Raw genomic sequence first — 17,337 nt, 5'->3', positions numbered from 1 at the left:
CAAAATGAGTTAAAACTATATGCGAATCAGTATTGTGGGTGCAGGTCGTGTTGCAAATCATTTGCTCAATGTGCTTCATCCACAACATCACATTGTGCAAGTTTATGCGCGAAATCTTGATAATGCAGAAAAACTTGCAGCCAGAGTAGGTGCAGAAGCCATTCATAACCCAGCTAAGTTGAATGCTGAGATTGATCTTTTGATCATTGCGGTGAGCGACCAATCGATTGCAACCGTTATTCAGCAAGTCAAAGCCTATCTGCCACAAGTTTTGATTGTGCATACGTCAGGTAGCACCAATATCACGGTACTGACCCAACAGCATTCGCGAGCAGGGGTGTTTTATCCTTTACAAACCTTTAGTTTAGATCGAGATGTGGACTGGATGTCGACACCGATCTTTGTAGAAGCGGCCGACTCTGCAGATTTGACGACACTTACAGATTTAGCAAACAGCATTAGCCAAAGGGTTTATCAATATGATTCGGCACAGCGCTTGAGTCTGCATCTTGCTGCGGTGTTTGCCTGTAATTTTAGTAATTATTGTTATGACATGGCAAAGCAGATTGTCGATGCAAAAAATGTCGATTTTAGTTTGCTTTATCCTTTGATTTTAGAGACAGCCAATAAAGCTACTCAGGCTGAACCACGTAACATGCAAACAGGTCCTGCAATGCGTGGGGATCAAAATATCATGTTGATGCATGCCAATATGCTTGAGCAAGCTGATCAAGTCGATCTGAAAGCGGTCTATGAAATGCTGAGTCAGCAGATTCTTGGGCATCATCAGAAATAAACAATCCATATAGAATAATGAATATTTATTAGCTTAGACATACATGTCAAACAGGATGTTACATGGCAAAAGATTTTAATAGCCCACAAGTGGTCGAAAGTTATGATGCACATATACGAAAATTAATTCCCGGCTATGAACTTGTCCATCAACAAATTCAGGCGGTGTTGAATTGCCATATCGCTGAAGATGCCCATATATTGATTATTGGATGTGGGACGGGCTATGAATTGGGTTATCTCATGGCCTTGAATCCAACATGGTCATTTACCGTTACAGAATTGTCTGAAAATATGCTGAATCAAACACAGCAACGCGTTGAAGCCGCTGGACAGTTGCATCGCGTCAATTTTGTTTTGGGCAGTCATACTGCTTTTGAGGAAGTAAGTTGTTTTGATGCGGTGCTGAGTATCTTGGTGACGCATTTCATTGCGTTGTCAGAGAAAACGAATTTTTTAGCAAAAGCATTTGAACTGCTTAAACCGCAGGGCATTTTTTTAAGTTTTGACTTGATGCAAACTCATTCGAATTTTGAGCAGCGTGTCCTGCCTGAATTTTGCCAAATGCAAGGTTTATCTGCTGCGCAAGCGACAAAAATGATGCAGCGTTTAGAAGATGATTTTGAACTGATTAGCCAGCAGCACTATCAAAGCTTACTGACGGAAATAGGCTTTGATCAAATCTATTGTTTCAGTCAAATCTTTAGCTATGCAGCTTACAGTGCATTTAAAACGGCTATGGATTAAAAGAATAAAGACCAAGTTTGAGTGTATTAAGTTTATCGATCATTTTCATCGATATAGTTACTACGTTGCATGAGTGAAACTTGCATCAAAATTTTGATCAATAGTCTCATTTTTCTTGCTCGGTATGGCGCTCATTATTTTAAAAAAGAAACTTTTCAGTCAGCGTTAAATCACTTATTGTGCATTTATAAAAAGAATCAATTGGATGAAAATAATGTGAAAAATGGAATTTGATTATATTGTGATTGGTGGCGGAAGTGCGGGATGCGTACTGGCTGCACGACTCAGTGAAGATCCGAATATATCTGTGTGCTTGCTAGAAGCAGGTGGACAAGGTGATCAGTGGACGGTCAATATTCCAGCTGCATGCGTGGTGAGCCTGCCGACCAAGATCAATAATTGGGCCTTTGAAACTGTGCCTCAAGCTGGCTTGAATGGTCGTAAAGGCTATCAACCACGTGGAAAATGCCTTGGTGGTTCATCGAGTATTAATGCCATGATTTATATTCGTGGACATAAAAATGACTATGATCAATGGGCGGCACAGGGAAATACTGGCTGGTCATATGATGAGGTCTTACCATATTTTATTCGCTCAGAAAATAACAACCGAATACAGAATGAATTCCACGGTAATGACGGCCCTCTGTCCGTCACAGATGTACAAAGTGACAATATTTTCCATCAACGCTATACCGAAGCGGCTCGTGCACAAGGCCATAAATTTCTCGATGATTTTAATGGCGCAGAACAAGAAGGCTTAGGGGTTTATCAGGTAACACATATCAATGGAGAGCGTTGTAGTGTGGCGCGTGCTTATTTGTTTCCGCATTTAAACCGACCAAATTTAACGGTATTGACCAAAGCCACAACACATAAAATCATTATAGAAGATAAAGTGGCCACAGGTGTTGAAGTCCAACATGCAGGGCAAATGAAACACCTAAAAGCCAGACGGGAGGTTTTACTCAGTGCCGGAGCGATGCAGTCACCGCAGATTTTAATGTTGTCTGGAGTAGGCGACCAGAGCGAACTCCAAGCGCATGGCATTGAAGTGAAACATCATTTACCGGGTGTAGGAAAGAACTTCCACGACCATCCCGATTTCATTTTTGGTTATAAAGTCAAAGAATACCAATGTACATTTGGCATGTCCTTACCTAATTCAATTGATATGTTCAAGCAGATCAGTCGCTATCGTAAGGAACGAAGGGGTATGATTGCTTCAAATTTTGCAGAATGTGGCGGTTTTCTAAAGTCTTCACCCGATTTAGCCATTCCAAATTTGCAATTACACTTTGTCGTGGCGTTAGTAGATGACCATGCACGGAAATTTCATGCAAGCCATGGTTTATCGTGTCATGTGTGTCTGCTCAATCCAAGAAGTCGCGGCACGATCAAACTAAGTGGTTCCAGTATCAATGATCCATTATTGATTGATCCAAACTTTTTAGGGGATGAACAGGATTTAGAAGATTTGGTACAAGGTTTTAAGTTGACGCAGCAATTGATGATGTCGCCGTCTTTATCGAGTCATTATCAGCAAGATTTATTTACCTCACTGGTCAAAACAGATGATGATATACGTGCAATCTTACGTCAGCGTGTGGATACGGTTTATCACCCTGTCGGTAGTTGTAAGATGGGCGTAGATGAGATGTCTGTGGTTGACCCTGAATTGAAAGTCTACGGCATTCAAAACCTTCGTGTCGTCGATGCTTCCATCATGCCTTCTGTGGTGAATGGCAATACCAATGCGCCGACAATGATGATTGCTGAAAAAGCCGTGGATATGATTCGACAAAGTCAGCTCCAATCACAAGTAGCTTAGATGTAAGCCATTTTTATATGATTTGATACAACAAAGATAAATCTAAAAATAAAACAGAAATAAAAAAACCACCGCTAACGGTGGTTTTTTGCTTCATTCAAAAATTAATATACTTTTTTGAAGATGAAGTCATTAATTTTATGGCCTGCTTCAATTCCGCGACGTTCAAACTTAGTTTGTGGACGCCAGTCTGGACGAGGGTAGCTATTGCCTTTACCCGCAAGGTTTTCAAGACGTGGGCGTTCTTCAAGCACTTCGATCATCCATTCCGCATACGGTTCCCAGTCAGTCGCTGAGTGGAATGTGCCGCCGATTTCTAATTTTTCTTCAACCAATGGCATACGGTCATGAGATACAAAACGACGTTTGAAATGACGTTTCTTCTGCCATGGATCTGGGAAGTATAATTGCACAGTGTTAATACTGTTGTCTGGCATTTCACGTAGCACTTGGATGGCATCAGCATCCAATACTCGAAGGTTAGTTAACCCTGCAAGACCTGCTTCATACACACATTGAGCGATACCCGGAACATGTACTTCAATGCCGACAAAGTTACGTTCTGGGTTTGCTTTTGCCATCAGTACCAAAGAACGCCCCATACCAAAACCGATCTCAACAGTTAATGGGCGTTCAGGGTGCTCAAAATGCTGACGCAAATCCCCAACAGGATATTCCAAAATTAGATGACCATATTGTTCCAGCGCAGTACGTTGCGAAGTATTAAGTGGCGCAGAGCGGCGCATAAACGTCACGATTTCACGGTGTTCGTTCAGGTTATCCAGATCTACTGCGTGCTGGTCTAATTGATCGTTCGACATAACTTTGGCAAATGTAAAAAATTCGAATGCCGTATTTTAAGTCCTGAGATACACAAGTCAAATTTTTACCGTGAATAAATCCGCTTTTTGCTCAATCTTACCGATTGGAGCCGTGCTGAGCATTTGCCATGTACAGTGAATTACTTAGCTCAAAAGTCATGAATTAACATTAATCTAGGCTGTTTTTTCATCAAGATCTTCACTGTCAGCACCATCAGATTTAAATGGCAAAATGGCCTCAAGAACGGTAGAACCCGGCTGTGATTGTATTATAAATTCACCGCCGATACGATGGATTCGTGTTTGCATACTATGTAGACCAACATGTAGACCTTGTTCAACATTGTTAGGGTTGAAGCCTATACCGTTATCTTCAATACGTAATACCAACTGAGTTTCTGTTTGGCACAAACTGAAATGAACTTTGCTTGCTTGACTGTGTTTTAAAATATTGGTGAGGGTTTCTTCTGCGACACGTGTCAAATTGAGACATTGGGTCGCAGAAGGTGAGTGAATCCATTCGGCAGCAATTTTCCAGCTCGAGCTTATGTCTAATTCCTCAAAGAGCTGTACAAAGCGATGGCGAATCGGTGCCGCCCATTCGATCGGGGTGTCGGGAACTTTCGTTCCTATACTCGAACCTGAATCGATGACTTGTCTTAAATCATTTCGGAACAGTTTAAGCATCGACATGATTTGTGGTTTTTCAATTTTGTCATTTTGTTCTAACAGTAAAATTGAACGGACAATTGATCCGCCTAAACCATCATGTAAGTCATGAGATAAATGAATTCGTTCTTGAAGTCGTGCATTTTCAAGTGCGAGTTGATGTTGTTGACCAAGTGAAGTGGCGAGTTTCAGTTCTGCACGTTGTACATTTTCAGTTAAGGTCTTATTAAAGCGCTCAATTTGACGGGTGTGTCGGGCTAAACGTAAAGCCAGTACGCCGCCCAAGATGAGGGTGGTCACTGGCCCGGTATAGGGCGAGAGGGCATGACCTTCCATGGTCATCATAAAGTGAGCATCATGTACCGCAATCGGTAAATAAATCAGATAAAGCGTTGCAAGCAAATAGGTTTCAGCCATTTTGGCTTTATACGCTAAATAGGGGTAGCTAATACATTTGGCCACAAAGACAAAAACAAAGAAGCTAAAACAAATTTGGATGACGGTCTTTAAATAAGCCTCTGGCGCAAAACCTATACAGAGCGCGGCGATGGTGGCTAGGCTTAATAACATTTTCTGAATTTTCGGGAAAGGATGGTTTGCAAAATACCACGCACCAATACAGCCAAAAACCGTATAAAAACAGAAAATAATATTTTGTAGGCGGTCGACCTGTACGGTGGTTAGAAATGTAATTGGCCCATTAAAAATAATACACAGGCTATAAAACACCCAAGCCATGCCTGTGATGGTTAACCATAAATAAGCTCTTTCATTGCGATTGGCGAGCCATGCTAAAAAAAAGAACACAGCCACGACGAAATTAATCATCGTATTGAGTTCGACTAATTGTCGTTGTTCGAGTAGCCAAATCTTAAAGGTGTCGTAGACTTGCGGGTATTCCCCAATTTGAACTGAACTGAGTCCTGATTTTTGGGTCACTGAACCATACACTTGCACCCAAATGGTATTTACACCTTGCTTTAAACTCGAGCTAGGCAAGTTCAATAGTCTAGGTTGATGTTGGCTTCGTGAAAAATGTTCTGCTGAAATGTAATCTTGCCAAAGTAGGGCATCGTTGATATAAACCCGTCCACTTTGGGTGATGCCTTGTATAGCGATAGCAATGGGTTGATTTAACTGATGGAAATTACAGTTCAACTTAAATTGGATTTTGTACCAAGCGATACCATGATAGTCCGGCCAACGTTTATTCCATGTGTCTGGAAGCTTTTGCAGATTTTGCCAACCTGTACGTGGGCGCTCTTGCTCGACAGCGCTTTTAGCTGTGGCAATATGGGTAATTTCAACAGGACAATGACTGCTTGAGATCTGAGGGGTGGAATTGGCAAAAGTGGGTATAGCGAAACAACATAGCAGGCAAAATAGACTCGCTAAGACCAGCAGCCGATTTGCTTGAATGCAGTGTCGTGACCAAAACCATACCATCAAAATTCCCCCAATTTTGTGTATCCACAATTTAAAAAAATAAATAGAAAGTCACATCAAATCTTTATTTTATTTTTGATAGTTATAATTTTATGAGATGAATTATACAGTTAAATCGAATGAATGGTGAATTTTTCTCTTTTTTATAGCCTTAGTATTTTATGTAATGTCATTACAAATGAGACTTTGATTATTGAAACCCTTTGCTATATTCATCCTGCATAGGGTTTCAATAGGTCACACTTTATTGAAAATTGATTTGATTCAAAGTGAATATTTCAAAAATCCATTAGACACTGACACGGTCAAGTAAAGTGCTACTTGCTTCATTTAAGCCAAAAACCTCTACTTGAATCTGTCTTGATTCAAATTTTTGCACGACATTCTTCAAAATATTAACAGAAGTAATATCCCAAATATGTGCATGACTCAGATCAATTCGCACATGACTAACCCTCTCCTGAAAATCAAAAAATTGATAAAAAGTCTCAGAGCTACTAAAGAAAATTTGTCCATAGACTGTGTAGCTACGAATATTGTCTTTAAGTTCAGATGTGACTTTTACCGAGCTTTCCAGTTGATTGATAATAAACAACGCAGAGAGGAGCACGCCAACCATTACGCCAAGGGCTAAATTATGTGTTGCAAGCACCACGATCACCACAGCAATCATTACGACATTAAAAGACATCGGATGCTTCGAAAATTGCTTGACTGATTTCCACTGGAAAGTAGTGAATGACACCATGACCATAATCGCGACTAAGGCCGCCATTGGGACATAAGCCAACCATTCTTTTAAGAACACCACCAAACACAACAAAAATACACCTGCAACCAAAGTGGAAAGGCGAGTTCGCCCGCCAGAACTAACATTAATAATCGACTGCCCAATCATGGCACATCCAGCCATGCCGCCCATAAAGCCACTGACTATATTGGCAATCCCTTGACCACGACATTCCTGATGACGATCACCTTCAGTTCCAGTGACTTCATTGATCACTGTCGTGGTCATCATCGTTTCTAATAGGCCAACTGTTGCTAGGGTAATGGAATAGGGAAAAATAATCGTGAGGGTTTCAAGATTAAAAGGAATTTCAGGAATCAAGAAAATAGGTAAAGTCTCTGGAAACTTACCCAAATCACTCACAGTACGCAGGTCAGCACCTAAAAATAATGCCAAACCACTGAGGACAATAATGCAAATCAGCGGTGATGGAATGGCTTTGCCAATTTTAGGTAGATATGGAAACAGATAAATAATTGCAAGCCCTAAAAGCATAAAGACATAGCCCAAACTATCCATCTTTGACATTTCAGGTAGCTGTGCGAAAAAAATCAAAATCGCGAGTGCATTTAAAAAACCATACACCACTGACTGCGAGACGAAGCGCATAAGTTTTGCGACTTTAAAATAGCCAGCAATGAACTGAATCACACCAGTTAAAATCGTGGCAACCAAAAGGTATTGCAAACCATGATCTTTGACCAACGTGATCATAAGTAAGGCCATCGCACCCGTAGCAGCTGAAATCATTGCTGTACGACCACCAAAAAAGGCAATGGTGACGGCAATACAAAACGAAGCGTACAAACCAACCTGAGGGTCAACCCCAGCAATAGCTGAAAAGGCGATGGATTCTGGAATCAACGCAAGTCCAACCACCAAGCCAGCGAGTACATCAGTACGAATATTGGAAAACCATTGTTCTTTTTTAAGTTGTAACACGGTAACTTTTCATCAAATCTTAAACGCGGCTATGTTAAAACAACTGAGTATAAAAATGCATAACACAGTGACTTGAAATCTTCTTAAATATGGATAATAGTCAATGAGTATATATGTTTCAGCATTTACGCTTTTTTGCAATTTACAGGTTTGATCACTTGAAAGTTTGACAGAAGAGATTTAAAACATTGAATAGTACATAACAAGGATCAGATATGAAGCTTTATTATTCTCCAGGTGCATGTTCATTAGCATCACATATAATTTTAAATGAAATTAATGTCGATTTTGATTTGGTCCGTGTTGACCTAAAAAACCATAAAACAGAAAAAGGGGTAGATTATTACGAGATCAACCCAAAAGGTTATGTACCTGCATTAGAAATTAACCCAGGTTTGATCTTGACCGAGAATGTGGCCATTTTACCGTTCCTTGCACAGCATGATCCAAAACAAGACTTAATTCCGCCATCTGGTTTAGGTCGTGCCAAAGTTTTAGAATGGCTTGGCTATTTGAACTCAGAATTACATGATGCTTATGCCGTATTCTTTGGTGCACCACTAGATGCAGACGCTAAAGAAAAAGCTTATGCAGAAATTGATCGTTTATTGACATATATCGATAAAGCGATTGATGAATCGGATAACGACTATTTGGTCGATGATAACTTTGGCCCAGCAGATGCCTATCTCTTTGTACTGACAAATTGGTCAAATGGCATCGGACATGATTTAACGCCATATAAAAATATCATTGCATTACGTAACAAAGTTGCAGAGCGTCAATCAGTTCAAATTGCGATGCGTGATGAAGGATTGATTCCTTAAGTTGTGTATTCAAATTGAATAATAAAATACCGCCGAAATTGGCGGTTTTTTATTGCTCAGGTTCAACTTAGTACTCGAACTGTGTATAGAAATCATCAAAGTTAATATTTTTAAGCGTCAGCTGTTGTGGTGTTTTGAAGCTTGACCATTTGGTATGAGTTTTGGCATCTTTAAACATATTGCCGCCTACAATTTCCTTACGTTTTAAGGTCGAAAAATTGTAGCTTTTCGATGTTTCTTCACCAGAAGCTCGGTGAAAGCTACTGTAGTCAAAACCAATCAGGTCAAAGCGTTGATTTTGCCAACGGAAGGTATGACTATGTCGGGGCAATTCCCAGCCACCACAAGCCATAAAATAACTAAAATGAACGAGTAAATTGCCTTTACTGATTTGGATGTCTTCTGCTTCAGCAAGTGGGTCTAGTAGGCATGAATTCGGTTGCTGAGCGACAGGGATGCTGTTGTTTTCAACGATACGTTGATATCCCTTTGCGGTTTTAAAAAACACGATGAGTTTTCGTGGATGGTTATGAACGACTTTGCCATCGTCATCATAGGTCGCTACATCGACTTTTTGCTTTTCCACGATCATCGCAATATCTGGCATTTGATCTTTGTTTAGGTCTCCAGTCGTAGCCATCAAAATGTTCCAACCTTGAGGCGCGAGTGATTTGGCTGTGCTCGGCACTTGGGCAGACAGCCAACTAGATGCGACACAAAGACTCAAAGTACAAAATATATGGGATATTTTCATTATTATCAGGTTTTCAAAATCAAAAAGAGGACTCAATAGAGTCCTCTTTTATACCGTGAATAAGTTCTTATTTAAAGAAGTATCCAGTTTCAGGTGAACTGGCATTTGCCATGCGTTTACGTGGCATACGTCCTGCTAGGAATGCTTCACGGCCTGCTTCAACTGCTTTTTTCATCGCTGAAGCCATCAGAACAGGGTTTTGTGCAGCTGCAATTGCTGTATTCATTAATACGCCATCACAGCCCAATTCCATCGCTATCGCTGCATCACTTGCTGTACCTACACCGGCATCGACCAAAACAGGTACTTTGGCATTGTCTTTAATGATCGAAATAGTATGTGGGTTGAGAATGCCTAAACCTGAGCCAATAAGACTACCTAAAGGCATAATCGCTACACAGCCCATGCTTTCCAGTTCTTGTGCCACAATTGGGTCATCTGAGGTATAAACCATGATTTCAAAGCCATCGTCAATCAATGTACGTGCAGCTTTTAAAGTCTCAGTAATATTTGGATATAGGGTTTTCTCATCCCCTAAAACCTCAAGTTTAACCAAATTGTGACCATCTAAGAGTTCACGTGCCAACATACAAGTACGAACCGCGCTGTTCGCATCGAAACAACCGGCTGTATTTGGCAAAATCGTATATTTCTCAGGTGGAACTACAGAAAGCAAGTTTGGCTGGTCTGGATGTTGACCAATATTCACACGGCGAATGGCAACGGTCACAATTTCAGCACCACTGGCTTGAATGGCCTGGTCAGTTTCCGTTAAGTCCTTGTACTTACCTGTACCAACTAAAAGTCGTGAATTAAATGTACGTGAACCAATGATTAGGGGTGTATCTTCCATGGGAGCTCCATTTTAGCCGCCACCTACGGCATGAATAATTTCAATATGATCTTGCTCAGTAATTGGGGTTTGTTCCAATTTACTTTTCGAGATGATCATTTCATTTTTTTCAACAGCGAAGCGTTTGCCTTCCAGTTGTAATTGTTGAACCAATTGCAAGAGGTTGACACATTCGGTTTGTGTAGCTTCGCCGTTTAAATAGATTTGCATTTGCGGATTCCGTTCTTGCTGCCTTACCTATTGAATAAGGCCAAAATCTGTTGTTAATTATTTTGCGTATTTAAATGCATTCCAGGCCAATATGAGCCATCCAGCAATCATCAACGCTCCACCAATTGGAGTAATGGCACCGAGACTGCGTGGTAAACCTAGAGCCATCACATATAAAGAACCACAGAAGAAGAAAATACCAATTTGTATAACTAGGAAACTGGCTTTTATTGGAAGTTGGGGAATGACTTTGGATAAGATCGCGAGGGCAAGTAAGCCCAGTGCATGATAAAAGAAATAGTCCGTTGCAGTTTGCCACCAAGCCAATTGGGCTTCAGTCGCGCGAGCTTTTAATCCGTGTGCACCAAAGGCACCAAGCATTACAGCAAAAGCTAAGTTAAGTGCGGAAATGGCAATCCACATGTGCATTCACCTTAACAAAATTTGCGCATAACCATAGCATATTTAGCACGCAGGGTTAAAGCAAAAATGCCCAAAGTTTTTGTGTTGTAGCTTGTCATTCAATACTATTCAGACATAAAAAAGAGCATCGAAATGCTCTTTTTAAGAATGACTGGAAAAGCCTTCAACTTAGTTTGAGGACATTGCGACTTTAATTTTTTCCATCGCATTTTTTTCCAACTGACGAATACGTTCAGCAGATACATTATATTCCGCCGCCAATTCATGCAGCGTCGACTTTTCGTCATCTAACCAGCGACGTTGTAAGATGTTACGTGAACGGTCATCCAACTGATCCATGGCTTCATGTAAAGCTGAAGTGCTTTGTTCTTCGTAATCTTCATCTTCCGCTAAACGCGCAGGGTCGTAACGGTTATCTTCGAGATAAAGGGCAGGAGCGACATGGGTCGAACCTTCATCGTCATCATCACCTTGAGCTTCAAAGGCAGCATCATAAGCGGTTAAACGGCCTTCCATTTCCAAGACTTGTTCAGGTGTTACATTTAAGTCATTGGCAATCGACTGTGCTTCATCCAAAGTTAATTTTTTAGATGACTTTTTTAAGCTACGTAAATTAAAGAATAATTTACGCTGCGCTTTAGTGGTCGCAATTTTGACAATACGCCAGTTACGAATCACATATTCATGAATTTCTGCTTTAATCCAATGCACAGCAAAAGATACGAGACGTACGCCCATGTTTGGGTCAAAACGTTTTACCGCTTTCATTAAGCCCAAGTTACCTTCTTGAATCAGGTCACCTTGTGGCAAGCCGTAGCCTGCATAGCTACGTGCGATATGTACAACAAAACGAAGATGTGACATTACTAGCATTTTAGCTGCGTCTAAATCTTGGTCATAATAATAACGTTCGGCCAGCTCTTTTTCTTGTTCGGCCGATAAAATTGGAATCTGATTAACAGTACTAATATAAGCACCAAGATTCACCCCAGGTGCCGATAATGACAGGGGCATCAATTGATTGCTGCTGTCACTCATGTTTTCTCCTTGAGAATTAAAATGGGTAAGCCCAATAACTAAGATTCATCTTAATCCAATATTTCCGTAAATTATGGAAAATTGGGTATAGAAATGTAAACTTTTATTCAATTATGAAGCAATTTAGTTTAACTGAATCTTTTTAAGATTCAATCAAGTAATGAAACTCAGAATCGGAAATTTTGCGCATTTCACAGTTTAACTGATGTATTTGACAGTATCGTGATATATCTTGTTGGCTGTGCGGATCGGATGACTTTAACAATAAAGATTGGTCTGGACTTTTCTTTAAAGCTTTTTTGAGCATCAATAGTGGCATCGGGCAGGGTTTACCCATTGCATCTACAGTTAAAAGCGAATTTTGGCTGTCATTCACGAAGCAGATCCAACATGTTTACATTTCAATGGAAATATTAGCAAATACAGTGCCAAATCCCAACCTAAAATAGGTAAAAATCCTTTGTGATTTATAACTCAAACGATGTGAAAAAATAAGAATATTCAAAAGGAAAATAGATCAAAAAAATCTATTAATTGCGGTAAACCCGTGTTAAGCTCGTTGCGTTGTTAAGATTTTTGTTGGCTGTGAAGCCTCTTAACTCTTGATATATTTGGATGTAACCGGGATTTTGTTGATAGTTTTACAGAATGATTACAAGCTTAGAAATAAAAATATTTTTTTTAACCTTGTTTGGTCTGCTGTTTGCAACACCGGGTGGTCCTTCTTTTTTAAATACGATAAGGATTAACTTATGACAGCTCGTGAACAAGGCGTTGTTAAATGGTTCAACGACACTAAAGGCTTTGGCTTTATTCAACGTAACGGCGGCGACGACGTATTCGTTCATTTCCGCGCAATTATGGGCGAAGGCCACCGTTCACTTCGTGACGGTCAACGCGTAGAATTCAGCGTTGTTAAAGGTCAAAAAGGCTTCCAAGCTGAAGAAGTACAACCTTTAGACTAATCGTCTGAATGTACTCAAAAACGCTCCAATGTAAATTGGGGCGTTTTTTGTTTATAATGCTTCAGCAATTTTGTGATTATTCAATTAGGGCACATCTATATGTCATCAGGTTTTGAAACCTTAAATTTACATCCGAACCTTAAAAAAGCCATTGATGCTTTAGGTTTTAAGGATATGACGCCTATTCAGCAAAAGGTTTTAAAATTTACATTGGCTGGACATGACGCTATTGGTCGTGCTCAAACTGGTACTGGTAAGACTGCGGCTTTCTTGGTCAGTGTGATCAATGACTTGTTGAATAATCCAATTAAGGAACAGCGTTATCGTGGTGAACCGCGTGCATTGATTCTTGCACCAACGCGCGAACTTGCTTTGCAAATTGAAAGTGATGCAAAAGATTTAGTGAAATACACTGATCTCAATGTCATGACTTTGCTCGGTGGGGTAGATTTTGATAAGCAAAAAAATCTATTAAATCGTAATTTTGTCGACATTATGGTGGCGACACCGGGTCGCTTAATTGACTTTGTTGAACAAAAAGAAGTTTGGCTCGATCAAATAGAATTTTTAGTGATTGATGAAGCTGACCGTTTATTAGATATGGGCTTTATCCCATCTGTAAAACGTATCGTGCGCTTTTCACCACGTAAAGAACAACGACAAACTTTGATGTTCTCTGCAACATTTAGTTATGACGTTTTAAATTTGGCACAGCAATGGTTGTTTGAACCAGTAACTGTTGAAATTGAACCTGAGAAAAAAACCAATGCAGATGTAGAGCAACGTGTCTACATGGTGGCGAAGTCTGATAAATATAAATTGCTGGAAGACATCTTACGTGATGAACCAATTGAAAAAGTTATGATCTTTGCCAACCGCCGTGATCAAGTGCGTAAACTTTATGATCATCTCAAAAAAGATGGTTATAAAGTGGTGATGTTGTCAGGTGAAATCGCTCAAGATAAACGTTTGAAAATGCTTGATCAGTTCAAAAATGGTCAACATAACATCATGATTGCAACAGACGTTGCGGGTCGTGGTATCCATGTCGATGGTGTTTCTCATGTAGTGAACTTCACACTTCCTGAACAGTCTGATGATTATGTACACCGTATCGGTCGTACAGGTCGTGCAGGTACTCGTGGTGTGAGTATTAGTTTCTTGTCTGAAGATGATGCTTTTTCACTGCCTGAAATTGAAAAAGCCATTGGTCAAAAATTACCTTTAACCCGTTTAGACGGTTATTGCTAATTTTGCTTCTAAAAAGCCTGCAGATTTGCAGGCTTTTTTATTTCATGTCGACTATTTCATTTTGAGTTAATGACAAAACAAAATCACAGACTAGCGTTTTAGTTTGCACGGCAACTAAAGGTTAGTACGGTTTGGTAATCATCATCTTTGCTGATGCTACCGCTATTTCCTGTAATGGTGCCAAGTACACCAGCCGCAGCCTGAATCATTTGACCTGTCTTTTCATCGACCACGCCTTTTAATACACCGTTGTATTCTTGCTTTTCATCCACGACGACAGGGGTCGCATTTTTACCACAGGTACTATTTGCAGCTGCAATTGCATTATTTTTTGCCGCTAAACTGGTTTTACCTACGGCAGTCACTTCATATTGATTATTTGGTTTTTGAATCGCTAAAGATTTTGTTGGCGTAGATGTACATGCAGCTAAAAGCACAGTTGCGCTTAGCGTGCTAACAATGGCAACAGTTTTGTTGAATTTTTTCATGCGGTGCCCCGAGTTAGAAACAATTTGATTTATTTGAACATAAAATTTCTTATAGAACAGGGAACTGCTGTACAAGTTATGCGGTTTTTTTATAGTAAATCTGTGAATAAAGCTGACTTAACAAATAAGCACCGAGTCTGATGTAAACATTCTAGAGTAAGTTATTGAGAATATGCTAATCTTGAGCAAACGTTTTAAAGTACAGTGTATAGATGTCAATTCTAAAGTCAGCAGTTGATACAGTTCATCAAAATATTCATCAGCGTCAGTCGATTGGTCATTTAATTGAACCTGCGCCGAATGCTGAGCAATTGGAAAATGCGTTTCAAGCCGCTTTAACGGCGCCAGATCATCATCGTCTTAAGCCTACGCGTTTCGTGATTATTCCTGAAACTGAACGTGAAGCATTTGGTGAGTTGCTTTCACATGCCTTAGCCGATACTGGACAAACAGAAGAAGCGCAGTTGGAACGTGTGAAACACCACCCATTTCGTGCGCCACTATTGGTTTTGGCTTTAACTCAATTACAAGATCATCCCAAAGTTCCGCATTTCGAACAAATCTTAAGTTCAGGCGCAGCAGTACAAAACTTTTTGCTCTCTCTACAAGCACAGGGCTTTTCAACCATGTGGCGTAGTGGAGCGGTGGTTGAATCTAAATTGTTTAAACAAGCCTTAGGCTTAACGGAAAATGATTTGATTTCAGGCATTATTTATATCGGTACAGCAGTGAAAGCAATTCCACCTCGTGCTGAAATACAGTCTGCTGACTTTGTAAGCCATTGGCATAAAGCAAACCAATAAAAGTGAAAAATAGATCGATTGATGAAGTTCGATCAGTAAAGAAATTAGGATAAAAGAACAATGTCAGAACTTGATTTTGCAAGTCTTGTTAGCCCTGTGTCAGTTGACCAAAAAACTGCACTACGTGTTACGGTGTTGGGTGGTGGGAGTTTTGGTACTGCGATGGCCAATACCGCAGTACGTAATGGCTGTGACACCATGATATGGATTCGTGATGAGGCGGTAGCTGCGGACATTAATGCAACACATATTAATAAACGTTACTTGCCAGATTTTCAATTAGAAGCAAGTTTGCTTGCTGTTTCAGATTTAGAAAAAGCAGTATGTAATCGTGACATTATTTTGGTGGCCATTCCGAGCCATTCTTTCCGTAGTGTTTTACAGCAGATCAAGCCTTTTATCACGTCACAAGCAGTGGTGTCTTTAACCAAAGGTATTGAAGCCAATACCTTTAGCTTTATGAGCGATATTATTCGTGAAGAACTTCCTGAAGTCCCTTATGGTGTGCTTTCAGGGCCAAACTTGGCGAAGGAAATTGTTGCAGGACAACCAGCAGGAACAGTGATCGCAAGCCAATCTGAGCTGGTTCGTTATGCAGTTCAACAAGCGCTACACAGTGCGTTGTTCCGTGTATTTGCCAGTGATGATGTGCATGGCGTGGAATTGGGCGGTGCTCTGAAAAATATCTATGCAGTCGCGATGGGTCTAGCTGCGGCTTATGGTGTCGGTGAAAATACCAAGAGTATGATTTTGACACGTGCTTTGGCAGAAATGAGCCGTTTTGCAGTGAAATTAGGCGCAAACCCATTAACATTCCTAGGTTTATCTGGTGTCGGTGATTTATTTGCAACTTGTAGTAGTCCGCTCAGCCGTAATTACCAAGTCGGCTTTGCACTCGGTAGTGGTAAAAGCTTAGAGCAAGCCACCAAAGAACTGGGACAAACTGCGGAAGGGATTAATACCATTGTGCAAGTACGCGCACGCTCTGAAGAGCTCGGTGTATATATGCCAATTACCAGTGCCTTGTACGAAGTGATTTTTGAAGGTGCACCGGCACTGAATATTGCATTGTCACTGATGAAAAATGGCCATCGTAGTGATGTTGAATTTGTCTTGCCACATCAGCAAGTTTAAGTTAGCTGATTAATATGCAATACACATAGCTTTGTCATACTGGCTGTATATAATGTGCGGAATAGAATAAGGAAATTTTATGCAACTGACATTGGTTAGGCATGGCGAAGCTGCTCCGCCAGTAATGGGGAATGATGAAAAGCGTCCTTTAACAGCGCGCGGACAAACTCAAGCGGCAGAAACTGCAGCATATTTGAAAGATATAATTCAACCAGACGTTTTTGTGGTGAGTACGCTACTGCGTGCGCAGCAAACACTTTCATCTTTGCAAAAACATTTTCCACATGTGCCTGTGGTTATTTGTAATGCCATCAAACCGGAAGATGATGCCAAAGTTGCAGTGGAATGGTTGTCACATTTACCGTATGAGTCTATTGTGGTGGTGTGCCATATGAACGTTGTGGCACATATGGCCAGTGTTTTGGTCTCAGAATATTTTAATCCCTATGCTTTGGCAGAAGCGCGCATTTATGAACAAGCGGTCATTGCTCCAGGGTTATCAACACAAATTAAAACGTTTATACCATCAACATAAAAACCAATTAAAACG

The 17,337-nt window shown here is 40.4% G+C and carries 19 protein-coding genes; 9 read left to right on the top strand and 10 right to left on the bottom strand.

Features of this window, described 5'->3' with window-relative positions:
• The first annotated feature begins 19 nt into the window (after positions 1-19).
• The 3 genes from FTV50_RS06495 (at position 20) to FTV50_RS06485 (ending at position 3,373) form a co-directional block, all read left to right on the top strand.
• Positions 20-796, top strand: a complete 777-nt coding sequence (locus FTV50_RS06495; RefSeq protein ID WP_180023894.1) for a Rossmann-like and DUF2520 domain-containing protein — start codon at positions 20-22, stop codon at positions 794-796.
• Positions 797-858: 62 nt separating this feature from the next.
• Entirely contained in the window at positions 859-1,542 is a 684-nt protein-coding gene (locus FTV50_RS06490) for a class I SAM-dependent methyltransferase (protein ID WP_180023893.1), read from the top strand.
• Positions 1,543-1,765: 223 nt separating this feature from the next.
• Positions 1,766-3,373, top strand: coding sequence for a GMC family oxidoreductase (locus FTV50_RS06485; RefSeq protein WP_180023892.1), 1,608 nt, complete (start codon positions 1,766-1,768; stop codon positions 3,371-3,373).
• Positions 3,374-3,477: 104 nt separating this feature from the next.
• Here FTV50_RS06485 and trmB read toward each other — a convergent pair whose 3' ends face one another.
• From trmB to FTV50_RS06470, 3 genes are all read right to left on the bottom strand, one after another.
• Positions 3,478-4,194: a tRNA (guanosine(46)-N7)-methyltransferase TrmB gene (gene trmB / locus FTV50_RS06480; protein ID WP_180023891.1), complete on the bottom strand. Its 717-nt coding sequence runs from the start codon at positions 4,192-4,194 to the stop codon at positions 3,478-3,480.
• 174 nt (positions 4,195-4,368) lie between these two features.
• Positions 4,369-6,309, bottom strand: coding sequence for a sensor histidine kinase (locus FTV50_RS06475; RefSeq protein ID WP_180023890.1), 1,941 nt, complete (start codon positions 6,307-6,309; stop codon positions 4,369-4,371).
• Positions 6,310-6,598: 289 nt separating this feature from the next.
• Positions 6,599-8,041, bottom strand: a complete 1,443-nt coding sequence (locus tag FTV50_RS06470) for a SulP family inorganic anion transporter (RefSeq protein WP_180023889.1) — start codon at positions 8,039-8,041, stop codon at positions 6,599-6,601.
• 215 nt (positions 8,042-8,256) lie between these two features.
• Here FTV50_RS06470 and FTV50_RS06465 point away from each other — a divergent pair, with 215 nt between their 5' ends.
• Positions 8,257-8,868, top strand: coding sequence for a glutathione binding-like protein (locus FTV50_RS06465; protein WP_180023888.1), 612 nt, complete (start codon positions 8,257-8,259; stop codon positions 8,866-8,868).
• Positions 8,869-8,935: 67 nt separating this feature from the next.
• On the opposite strand, the gene FTV50_RS06460 is transcribed toward FTV50_RS06465, so the two are convergent.
• From FTV50_RS06460 to FTV50_RS06435, 6 genes are all read right to left on the bottom strand, one after another.
• Complete coding sequence (locus FTV50_RS06460; protein WP_180023887.1) at positions 8,936-9,508, bottom strand: hypothetical protein; 573 nt, start codon at positions 9,506-9,508, stop codon at positions 8,936-8,938.
• A gap of 181 nt (positions 9,509-9,689) precedes the next feature.
• Positions 9,690-10,475 (bottom strand): thiazole synthase, encoded by a 786-nt coding sequence (locus FTV50_RS06455; protein ID WP_111885685.1) that lies wholly within the window; start codon positions 10,473-10,475, stop codon positions 9,690-9,692.
• 12 nt (positions 10,476-10,487) lie between these two features.
• Positions 10,488-10,685, bottom strand: a complete 198-nt coding sequence (gene thiS / locus FTV50_RS06450) for a sulfur carrier protein ThiS (RefSeq protein ID WP_180007313.1) — start codon at positions 10,683-10,685, stop codon at positions 10,488-10,490.
• A gap of 57 nt (positions 10,686-10,742) precedes the next feature.
• Positions 10,743-11,108, bottom strand: a complete 366-nt coding sequence (locus tag FTV50_RS06445; protein WP_180023886.1) for a DUF423 domain-containing protein — start codon at positions 11,106-11,108, stop codon at positions 10,743-10,745.
• A 168-nt stretch (positions 11,109-11,276) separates the two neighbouring features.
• A complete protein-coding gene (rpoH, locus tag FTV50_RS06440; protein WP_180023885.1) occupies positions 11,277-12,146 on the bottom strand; it encodes an RNA polymerase sigma factor RpoH in 870 nt (289 codons plus the stop codon).
• A 142-nt stretch (positions 12,147-12,288) separates the two neighbouring features.
• Positions 12,289-12,483 (bottom strand): sulfurtransferase TusA family protein, encoded by a 195-nt coding sequence (locus FTV50_RS06435; RefSeq protein ID WP_218950719.1) that lies wholly within the window; start codon positions 12,481-12,483, stop codon positions 12,289-12,291.
• Positions 12,484-12,898: 415 nt separating this feature from the next.
• Between FTV50_RS06435 and FTV50_RS06430 the strand changes: the two genes are divergently transcribed.
• The gene (locus FTV50_RS06430) at positions 12,899-13,111 is read left to right on the top strand and encodes a cold-shock protein (RefSeq protein ID WP_005014923.1); all 213 of its coding nucleotides are present in this window, start codon (positions 12,899-12,901) and stop codon (positions 13,109-13,111) included.
• Between the two features lie 99 nt (positions 13,112-13,210).
• Positions 13,211-14,362: an ATP-dependent RNA helicase RhlB gene (rhlB, locus tag FTV50_RS06425; RefSeq protein WP_078193628.1), complete on the top strand. Its 1,152-nt coding sequence runs from the start codon at positions 13,211-13,213 to the stop codon at positions 14,360-14,362.
• Between the two features lie 98 nt (positions 14,363-14,460).
• Here the strand turns inward: rhlB and FTV50_RS06420 are convergent, their stop codons facing one another.
• Positions 14,461-14,850 (bottom strand): hypothetical protein, encoded by a 390-nt coding sequence (locus tag FTV50_RS06420; RefSeq protein ID WP_078188876.1) that lies wholly within the window; start codon positions 14,848-14,850, stop codon positions 14,461-14,463.
• 212 nt (positions 14,851-15,062) lie between these two features.
• Between FTV50_RS06420 and FTV50_RS06415 the strand changes: the two genes are divergently transcribed.
• The 3 genes from FTV50_RS06415 to FTV50_RS06405 all read left to right on the top strand — a co-directional run bounded on the left by FTV50_RS06415 (position 15,063) and on the right by FTV50_RS06405 (position 17,322).
• Positions 15,063-15,653, top strand: a complete 591-nt coding sequence (locus tag FTV50_RS06415) for a nitroreductase family protein (protein ID WP_171525909.1) — start codon at positions 15,063-15,065, stop codon at positions 15,651-15,653.
• 60 nt (positions 15,654-15,713) lie between these two features.
• The gene (locus FTV50_RS06410) at positions 15,714-16,787 is read left to right on the top strand and encodes an NAD(P)H-dependent glycerol-3-phosphate dehydrogenase (protein WP_180023883.1); all 1,074 of its coding nucleotides are present in this window, start codon (positions 15,714-15,716) and stop codon (positions 16,785-16,787) included.
• Between the two features lie 79 nt (positions 16,788-16,866).
• Positions 16,867-17,322, top strand: a complete 456-nt coding sequence (locus FTV50_RS06405; RefSeq protein WP_180023882.1) for a histidine phosphatase family protein — start codon at positions 16,867-16,869, stop codon at positions 17,320-17,322.
• Positions 17,323-17,337 lie beyond the last annotated feature (15 nt).

Source organism: Acinetobacter sp. YH1901134 (genome assembly GCF_013416965.1).
GTDB classification, from domain to species: domain Bacteria; phylum Pseudomonadota; class Gammaproteobacteria; order Pseudomonadales; family Moraxellaceae; genus Acinetobacter; species Acinetobacter amyesii.
Note: the sequence above shows the minus strand (reverse complement) of the source record. Positions and strands in the feature narration are given on the sequence as shown.